Raw genomic sequence first — 8,300 nt, 5'->3', positions numbered from 1 at the left:
GCCCGACCTCAACCCCAGCCCAGCCCAGCCCGGCCCGACCTCAACCCCAGCCCGGCCCGACCCCCACCCCAGCCCAACCCAGCCCGGCCCGACCTCAACCCCAGCCCAGCCCAGCCCGGCCCGACCTCAACCCCAGCCCAGCCCAGCCCGGCCCGACCTCAACCCCAGCCCAGCCCAGCCCGGCCCGACCTCAACCCCAGCCCAGCCCAGCCCAGCCTCAACCCCAGCCCGGCCCGACCCCACCTCACCCAGCCCGGTCCTGCCCCACCTCACCCAGCCCCAACCCCCAACCAACCACTCCCCTCAACCACTCCCCCATCCCCCACCTCACCCCCATCCCACACCCCCACTCCGCCGAAGGATGGAATTTTCTTTCGCACAAGAACCACCCGCCTGCACCGCAACCCCCCGCCAAACCCCCTGCTCAGGCCCTCGTCACCCCCCTGAACAGCACACCCTCGGCGATGCACAGGCGCACAGTAGGGTCAACCCCAGCACGATTCGTCGGGCCAGCAGGTTTCCCGCCGGGGGGCCGCGCCGCAATACTCGCCCCGTGACCACCGAAAAACTCGTCCTCCCCTCGCCCCCACGGCCGGGAAGCGACTTCGCCCGGCTCTGCCGCCGGATCACCGAGGCCGGTCTGCTCGACCGGCGTCCCGGCTACTACACCGCTCGAATCGCGCTCGTGACTGTGCTGTTCGCGGGAGGCTGGGTCGCGTTCGCGCTGCTCGGCGACTCGTGGTGGCAGCTCGCCGTGGCCGCGTTCCAGGCTTTCATGTTCGGGCAGATCGCCCTGCTTTCGCACGATCTGGCGCATCGGCAGGTGTTCCGGACCCGCCGTTCCGCCGAGATCGCCGGGCGGCTGGCCGGGAACCTCGGCATCGGCATGAGCTACGGCTGGTGGATGGACAAGCACACCCGCCACCACGCCAACCCGAACCACGAGGAGCTGGACCCTGACGTCGACCCGGACGTTCTCGTCTGGTCCCAGCGCCAGGCCCGCGAGGCCCGCGGCGTGCCCCGGTTCATCGGCAGGCACCAGGCGCTGCTGTTCTTCCCGCTGCTCACCCTCGAAGGCCTCAACCTGCACGTCTCCGGCATCCGCGCCGTCGCGCGCCCGGGCATGCGCCGTCGCGGGCTGGAAGCGGCGTTGCTGTTCACGCACCTGGCGGTCTACCTCGCCGCGCTGTTCATCGTCCTCCCGCCGGGTCTCGCGCTGTTGTTCTTCGCGGTCCACCAGGGGCTGTGGGGCGTCTACATGGGTTCGATTTTCGCGCCGAACCACAAGGGCATGCCGACGCTGACCGGCAAGACGGAGCTGGACTTCCTGCGCAAGCAGGTGCTCACCTCGCGCAACGTCGCGGGCGGGCCGGTGATCGACGTCCTGCTCGGCGGCCTCAACCACCAGATCGAGCATCACCTGTTCCCGAGCATGCCGTCGGTGCATCTGCGCCGGGCTCAGCCGCTGGTGGAGGCGTACTGCGCGGAGATCGGCATCTCGTATCTGCGGACGGGGCTGGTGTCGTCGTACCGGCAGACGCTGCGGCACCTCCACGAAGCTGGGGCACCTCTCAGGAAGGCTTCGTAGACTCGGTGGCATGACGTTCCAAGCACTGACTCCGGCGGCCTTCGGCGCGAAGGCGGCCGGAGCTCGTGCCGAGCGGATGCGCCTGTCTCCGCAGTACGCCGACGGCGTGTTCCACAACGCCGTCGCCACTCGCGCGACGCCCTCCTCTCCTGGCGGGCTCGTGCGCGAATACCTGTTCGGAGAGGACCGCGCCCTCCGCCGCCCGAGCGGTGCGGTCCCCCTGATCTCCTCGCCGGCCGCGTCCTCGGCCGACGGGCTTTTCCTCACCTGGTTCGGGCACGCGTCCACGCTGGTGGAGATCGACGGTGCCCGGGTGCTGTGCGATCCGGTGTGGGGCGACCGGGTTTCGCCCGCCGCCTTCGCCGGGCCGCGGCGGCTGCACGCTCCCCCGGTCTCGCTGCGGGAGCTGGGCGGGCTGGACGCGATCGTGATCTCTCACGATCACTACGACCATCTGGACCTGCCCACCGTCCGCGCGTTGATCGCGCTGACCGACGCGCCGTTCCTCGTTCCGCTCGGGGTCGGCGCCCACCTTGAACGGTGGCAGGTCCCGGCCGCGCGGATCGTCGAACTCGACTGGCACGAGGACGCTTTCGTGGCCGGGATCCGGTTCGTCGCCACCCCCGCGCAGCATTTCTCCGGTCGCGGGCTCGCGAACGACAGCACGCTGTGGGCGTCGTGGGTGCTCGCCGGGCCGGAGCATCGCGTCTACTACAGCGGCGACACCGGATATTTCGCCGGTTTCGCCGAGATCGGCGCGAAGCACGGCCCGTTCGACGCGACGCTCGTCCAGGTCGGCGCGTACGCCCCGCACTGGCCGGACATCCACATGACGCCGGAGGAAGGCGTCGCCGCGCACCTGGACGTGCGCGGCGGCCTGCTGGTCCCGGTGCACTGGGCGACCTTCACGCTCGCGACGCACGCCTGGTCGGATCCCGCGGACCGGGTGTGGCGGGAGGCCAAGGCCAACGACCTCCCGCTCGCGATTCCGCGGCCGGGGCAGCGGATCGACGCGTCCGCCCCGCCGCCGGTGGACGGATGGTGGCAGACCCTGGGGTGAGGCGTCAGACCGAGGCGGGCGAAGCGGTGAACTCGATCCGGTGCCGATGCAGGTCCCCGAACATTTTCTCGGGCGTCGTCACCGTCTTCATCGCCAGGGGCATCAGCAAGTCGCGCATGATCCGCGCCACCGGCCCGGCCGCCTTGTCGTTGTTCGTTTTCGCGGCCTGCGCGATGATCCGCTCGACCCTCGCCCGCCGGGCCTGCTCGTACGAGGCGAAAGCCGTTGCCGGATCAGGGCTTTCCCGCAACGCCCGCACCAGTTCGAGCGAACTCTCGATCGCCTGCGACGCTCCCTGCCCGGAGCTCGGCGACGTCGGGTGCGCGGCGTCGCCGACCAGCACGACCCGGCCGCGGTGCCAGGTCCGCACCGTCGGGATGGACTCCAGGATCCCTGGCTGGGCAACGTCTTCCGGCGTCAGCAGGGCGACGATGTCGCGGGCCGCGACGTCGTCCGCGTGCCGTTCGCGCAGCACCGCGAGCCAGTGCTCCGGCGAGGTCGTCTTCGCCTCGTCCGGGTCGGCGGCGGGAACGTTGCTGAACCAGAGGATCTCCTCAGCGTCGATGAAGTAGCCGAAGAACGCCCGCTTGCCGAACGCGAGATGCTGATAGTCGCCGGTCGCCGGCAAGCCGGGATTGCGGATCCAGCCGCCGAGGCCGAGCAGTCCGGCGTAGCGCGGGGAAGCCGCCGCGGGGTCCAGAATGGACCGGACAGCCGACCGGATGCCGTCCGCTCCCACCAGCACGTCGCCTGCGGCGGAAGAACCGTCCTCGAAGTGCGCGACCACCTGGTCCGCTTTGTTCTCGACGGACTTCAGCCGCTTGCCGAATTCGACCGGGATCCCCCGGCCCAGCGCTTCGTCCATCAGCGCGCGGTACAGCCGGTCCCGGCGCAGCAGCAGGCTCGACGGCAGTTCCGGCAGCCCGTCGAATCTGCCGACCACGCGGCCTTTGTGGTTCTGCATCACCATTCCGGGCACCTCGAGGCCGACCCTGGCCACCGCGTCGTCGGCGCCGATCTGCCGCAAGGCGTTGCGGCCGTTGGGAGACAGCGTCAGCGCGCCGCCGACCCCGTCCGCCGTTTTCGGATAAGCCTCGTAGACGGCGGCCCCGATTCCCGCGCGCCGCAACGCCATCGCGGTGGTCGCACCGGCGATGCCGCCACCGATCACTAGTACGTTCATGTTCTCCCCTTGAAATAGGTTTCCCGCGCCTGCCGGTAGTCCTCCCCGGCGACCGACTCGGCGAGCCGCTCGACGAAGCCGCGCTCCGCCTCGGCTTTCGTCAGCCGGTAGTCCTCCTCGACCAGGAACCACCAGTCGAGCCCCTGCTCCCGTCCGGCGTCGATCGTCGCGCGGATGTCGTCGGCGATCGCGGTGAGCGCGGCCAGCCGCTGCTGGAGCAACTGGTGCACCTCGTCGACCGGCAGCACCACGAACAGCGACAGCGCCGCCCCGAACAACGGGTACTCGGTGGCCGGTTCGGCGACGAGTTCGCGCATCCAGTCGAACAGCTCGAGCCGGCCGGTGGGCGTGATGGCGTAGACCGTCCGCTCCGGACGCGCCGAATCGCGCAGCGTTTCCCGCGCCGCGATGAACCCGGCCTTCTCCAGTTGCCCGACCACCATGTACAGCGAGCTGCGGGTGTACTTGAAATCCCGCTCCTTGCCGTACTCCACCAGCCGCCGCGCCATCTCGTACGGATGCATCGGCTCCTCGAGCAAGCCCGCCAGCACGGCCAGCCCGAGCGGATTACCCACCACGCGTCGCTTCACCACTGCTCCTTAGTCAGGATCGACTATACGCACAAGAGTAGTTGATATCGACTATGAGGGCGTGGGGTAGGAAGGACCCATGAAGCTCAAGCTCGACCTCCACGACATCTACAACCGCGGCGGGGAGATCGACCGGGCGCTGCGCGCGGTCATCGACGAGGCGGTCGCGAAGAAGGCGCCGCTCGTGGAGATCATTCCGGGCAAGGGGTCCGGGCAGCTGAAGAAGCACGTGCTGCGGTTCCTGGAGCGCAAGGACGTGAAGGCGCTCTACCACCGCGTCGAGAAGGACAAAGACAACTTCGGGCGGGTGTTCGTGCACTTCCGCTGGAAGTAGCGCGAACACCCGCCCGAAAGTCAGAGCCAGTCGTCCGGGCGGGGCCAGGGCATCAGCGCGGTGAGCGCGTCCGGCACCGGTTCGGTGACGGTGTAGCGGCCGCGGTGGAACAGCAGCGGGCGGGCGTCGGACGTCTCGCCCAGCGCGGTCACGCGGCCGACCACCACGTAGTGGTCCCCGGCCGGGTGGACGGCTTGCACCTCGCAGTCGACCCAGGTCAGGGCCCCGTCCAGCAGTGGCGCGCCGGACGGGGCGGGCCGCCAGGACACTCCGGAGAACTTGTCGCCGCCGCGGCGGCCGAACTCGGCGCAGACCGCCTGCTGGTCTTCGGCGAGCACGTTCACCGCGAACGTGCCCGCCGCGGCCAGCGCGGGCCAGGTGCGCGACGTCCGGGCGACGCAGAACAGCACCAGCGGCGGGTCCAGCGACAACGCCGCGAAGGACTGGCAGGCGAAACCCACCGGTCCGGTCGGCGCGGCGGAACCGCCCGAGTTCCCGGCGTAATCGGCCAAGGCGGTGGCGGAGCCCTCGACATAGCCGGTCACCACGGTCACCCCGGTGCAGAAGTGGCCGAGCACCTCGCGGAACCGGTCCGGCACTGCCTCCGGAACGGCGGCTGTCATTGCGCGCCCACCGAGAAATCGTGGCCCCACAACGAAACCGCGGTGCTCTCGCGGGCGATCCAGTCCTCGTCCTCGACCTGACGGCCCTCGCAGCCGAACTCGACGTCGAAGCCGCCGGGAGTCTTCATGTAGAACGACAGCATCAGGTCGTTCACGTGCCGGCCCAGCGTCGCGGACATCGGGACGTTCTTGCGCTTCGCGCGGTCCAGGCACAACCCGACGTCGTCGGTCTCCTCGACCTCCACCATCAGGTGCACGATCCCGCTCGGCGTCGGCATCGGCAGGAACGCCAGGCTGTGGTGGCGCGGGTTGCAGCCGAAGAACCGCAGCCACGCCGGGTCTCCGTCGGCCGGACGGCCCACCATCTGCGGCGGGAGGCGCATCGAGTCGCGGAGCCGGAAGCCCAGCACGTCCCGGTAGAACCTCAGCGCCGCCTCGTCGTCGTGGGTCGACAAAACCACGTGGCCCAAGCCCTGCTCGCCGGTGACGAAACGGTGGCCGTACGGGCTCACCACCCGTCGGTGCTGCAGCGCGACCCCGTGGAACACCTCCAGGGTATTGCCGGACGGATCGGTGAAGCTGATCATTTCCGCGACGCGGCGGTCCGCCAATTCCTCCGGCGTGCCTTCCTTGTACGGCACCGAAGCCGCGTCGAGCCGGGTGCGGACCTCGTCCAGCTCCGCGGCGTTGGCCGCTTCCCATCCCGCTACCGCCAAACGGTCCTTCTCCCCCGGCACGATCACCAAGCGCGCCGGGAAATCGTCCATGCGCAGGTACAGCGCGTTCGGGTCGGTGCCCGAACCTTCCACCATGCCGAGCACCTTCAGCCCGTAGACGCGCCAGGCGTCCATGTCCGTGGCTTCGATGCGCAGATATCCCAGCGAACGGATAGCCATCACGAACTCCCGAGGAAGTCGAGGGCGAGTCGGTTGAACTCGTCGAACTTCTCCAGCTGCGCCCAGTGCCCGCAGCCGCCGAACACGTGCAGTTGCGCACGCGGAATCGTCTTCAACGCCAGCAACGCGCCGTCGAGCGGGTTGACCCGGTCCTCCCGGCCCCACACGAGCAAGACCCGTTGCCGCAGGCGGTACGCCTCGCGCCACAACATGCCTTCCTCGAAGGAATCCGGCAGGCTGAACGACTTGCCCATCGCCCGCATCGCCGCGAGCGACTCCGGCGAACGCGCGATCTCGAAGCGTTCGTCGATCAGCTCGTCGGTGACCAAAGCCTGGTCGTGCACCATGATCCGGAGGAACGCTTCCATCCGCTCCCGCGTCGGATCCCCGGCGAACCGGGACAGCAGCCGCACGCCTTCGGTCGGATCCGGGGCGAACAGGTTGACGCTCAACCCGCCCGCGCCCATCAGCACCAGCCGCCCGGCACGGCCGGGATGGTTCAGCGCGAGCCGGACCGCCGCGCCCGCGCCGAGCGAGTTGCCGACGATGTGCGCCCGCTCGATGCCCAGCCGGTCCATCAAGCCGACGACCGCGTCCGAGCTGTGCCGGAAGTACTGCGGGTGCTCGGTCGGCTTGCCGGACCGGCCGAAGCCCGGCTGGTCGATGGCCAGCGTCCGATAGGACTTCCCGAACACCGGCAGGTTCCGGCCGAAGTTGCTCCACGCCGAGGCGCCGGGGCCGCCGCCGTGCAGCAACAGCACCGTCTCGGCGTTCTCCGCGCCAGACTCGTGGTAATGCAGGCGAAGTCCGCCCGCAGTGTCTACATAGGAACCTTCGGGAGCCATCAGACCATCGCATTCTCGACGGGCAAACCGAACTCGCCGGTGCCGAACATGACGTACGCGCGTTCCGCGTCGTTCGCCGCGTGCACCCGGCCCGCGTGCGCGTCGCGCCAGAAGCGCTGGATCGGCGTGCCCCGCTGCAACGCGCGGCCGCCGGAGTTCTCGAAGAGCCGGTCGATCGCGGAGATCGCCCGCTCGGTGCCGCGCACCTGGTCCCGGCGCACCCGCAACCGCGTGCTGAACGGCAGCTTCTCGCCCTTGCGGGCCAGCTGGTACAGCTCGTCGATGTTGTGCGTCAGCTGCAGCCAGGCCGCGTCGATCTCGCTGCTCGCCTCGGCGATCCGCACCTTGGAGAACGGGTCCTCTTTGGACTGTTCGCCCGCGTACGCCGCGCGCACCCGCTTGCCCTGGTGCTCCACGTGCGCGTCGTACGCGCCCTGCGCCATCCCGATGATCGGCGCGGTGATGGTGCTCGGGTGCACGGAGCCGTAGGGCAACCGGTACAGCGGACCCGGATTGACTTCCTGGCCCGGGGTCTTGCACTTCGACGTCGCCATGAAGCTCAGCGCACGGTGCTTCGGCACGAAAACGTCCTCGACGACGATGTCGTTGGACCCGGTGCCGCGCAGCCCGACCGTGTCCCAGACGTCCACAATGGAGTAGTCCGAGATCGGCACGAGATACGTGCAGAAGTCCACCGGCTTGCCGTCGGCGAACGCAGGCCCGCCCAGCAGCACCCACGTGCAGTGGTCGCTTCCGGACGAGAAGCTCCATCGCCCGGACAGCCGGTAGCCGCCCTCGACGACGGTCGCCTTGCCCATCGGCGCGTACGACGAGGAAATCCGCACGTCGTGGTCCTCGCCCCACACGTCCGCCTGGGCTCGCGCGTCGAACAACGCGACGTGCCACGGGTGCACGCCGAGAATCGACGCGACCCAGCCGGTGGACCCGCAGGCGCTCGCGATGAGCTTGACCGCGGTGTAGAAGGTGACCGGGTCGGCTTCCAGGCCGCCGTACGGTTTCGGTTGCAGCAGGCGGAAAAATCCGGTCTCCTGCAGCGCTTTCACTGATTCGGCGGGGATCCGGCGGGCATCCTCGGTCTCCTGTGCGCGTTCCCGCAGCACGGGAAGCAGGTCGCGCACCCCCGCGGTCACGGCAGCCAGCTCGCTCATCGGCCGTCCTCT

9 protein-coding genes are annotated in these 8,300 nt (G+C 69.7%); 3 read left to right on the top strand and 6 right to left on the bottom strand.

Annotation, left to right across the window (positions count from 1 at the left end):
* The first annotated feature begins 553 nt into the window (after positions 1-553).
* Positions 554-1,588, top strand: a complete 1,035-nt coding sequence (locus ACZ7SW_RS41630; protein WP_470235874.1) for a fatty acid desaturase family protein — start codon at positions 554-556, stop codon at positions 1,586-1,588.
* A gap of 10 nt (positions 1,589-1,598) precedes the next feature.
* Positions 1,599-2,648 (top strand): MBL fold metallo-hydrolase, encoded by a 1,050-nt coding sequence (locus ACZ7SW_RS41625; protein ID WP_470235873.1) that lies wholly within the window; start codon positions 1,599-1,601, stop codon positions 2,646-2,648.
* A gap of 4 nt (positions 2,649-2,652) precedes the next feature.
* Here ACZ7SW_RS41625 and ACZ7SW_RS41620 read toward each other — a convergent pair whose 3' ends face one another.
* Positions 2,653-3,831, bottom strand: a complete 1,179-nt coding sequence (locus ACZ7SW_RS41620; RefSeq protein ID WP_470235872.1) for an FAD-dependent oxidoreductase — start codon at positions 3,829-3,831, stop codon at positions 2,653-2,655.
* On the bottom strand, positions 3,828-4,421 hold the full coding sequence (locus ACZ7SW_RS41615) for a PadR family transcriptional regulator (protein ID WP_470235871.1): 594 nt from the start codon (positions 4,419-4,421) through the stop codon (positions 3,828-3,830). The genes ACZ7SW_RS41620 and ACZ7SW_RS41615 overlap by 4 nt, the downstream gene beginning before the upstream one ends.
* Positions 4,422-4,500: 79 nt before the next feature.
* On the opposite strand from ACZ7SW_RS41615, the gene ACZ7SW_RS41610 reads away from it, so the two are divergent.
* Positions 4,501-4,755, top strand: a complete 255-nt coding sequence (locus ACZ7SW_RS41610; protein WP_009075408.1) for a Smr/MutS family protein — start codon at positions 4,501-4,503, stop codon at positions 4,753-4,755.
* 20 nt (positions 4,756-4,775) lie between these two features.
* Here the strand turns inward: ACZ7SW_RS41610 and hsaB are convergent, their stop codons facing one another.
* From hsaB to hsaA, 4 genes are read right to left on the bottom strand one after another with little or no spacing between them, the layout of a single operon-like run.
* Complete coding sequence (gene hsaB, locus ACZ7SW_RS41605) at positions 4,776-5,378, bottom strand: 3-hydroxy-9,10-secoandrosta-1,3,5(10)-triene-9,17-dione monooxygenase reductase subunit (protein WP_470235870.1); 603 nt, start codon at positions 5,376-5,378, stop codon at positions 4,776-4,778.
* Positions 5,375-6,274, bottom strand: coding sequence for an iron-dependent extradiol dioxygenase HsaC (gene hsaC / locus ACZ7SW_RS41600; protein ID WP_470235869.1), 900 nt, complete (start codon positions 6,272-6,274; stop codon positions 5,375-5,377). Before hsaC ends, hsaB begins: the two co-directional genes overlap by 4 nt.
* Positions 6,274-7,119, bottom strand: a complete 846-nt coding sequence (gene hsaD, locus ACZ7SW_RS41595; RefSeq protein WP_470235868.1) for a 4,5:9,10-diseco-3-hydroxy-5,9,17-trioxoandrosta-1(10),2-diene-4-oate hydrolase — start codon at positions 7,117-7,119, stop codon at positions 6,274-6,276. The genes hsaC and hsaD overlap by 1 nt, the downstream gene beginning before the upstream one ends.
* Entirely contained in the window at positions 7,119-8,288 is a 1,170-nt protein-coding gene (hsaA, locus tag ACZ7SW_RS41590; protein WP_470235867.1) for a 3-hydroxy-9,10-secoandrosta-1,3,5(10)-triene-9,17-dione monooxygenase oxygenase subunit, read from the bottom strand. The genes hsaD and hsaA overlap by 1 nt, the downstream gene beginning before the upstream one ends.
* Positions 8,289-8,300 lie beyond the last annotated feature (12 nt).

This window comes from Amycolatopsis sp. NPDC114484 (assembly GCF_055633755.1).
This window is presented reverse-complemented; position numbering and strand designations above follow the sequence as displayed.

Bases quoted from the DNA above. Each gene is read 5' to 3' on its own strand.
- hsaA (WP_470235867.1), bottom strand. From the start codon at position 8,288: ATGAGCGAGCTGGCTGCCGTGACCGCGGGGGTGCGCGACCTGCTTCCC.
- hsaC (WP_470235869.1), bottom strand. From the start codon at position 6,274: ATGGCTATCCGTTCGCTGGGATATCTGCGCATCGAAGCCACGGACATG.
- hsaD (WP_470235868.1), bottom strand. From the start codon at position 7,119: ATGGCTCCCGAAGGTTCCTATGTAGACACTGCGGGCGGACTTCGCCTG.
- ACZ7SW_RS41625 (WP_470235873.1), top strand. From the start codon at position 1,599: ATGACGTTCCAAGCACTGACTCCGGCGGCCTTCGGCGCGAAGGCGGCC.
- ACZ7SW_RS41610 (WP_009075408.1), top strand. From the start codon at position 4,501: ATGAAGCTCAAGCTCGACCTCCACGACATCTACAACCGCGGCGGGGAG.
- hsaB (WP_470235870.1), bottom strand. From the start codon at position 5,378: ATGACAGCCGCCGTTCCGGAGGCAGTGCCGGACCGGTTCCGCGAGGTG.
- ACZ7SW_RS41620 (WP_470235872.1), bottom strand. From the start codon at position 3,831: ATGAACGTACTAGTGATCGGTGGCGGCATCGCCGGTGCGACCACCGCG.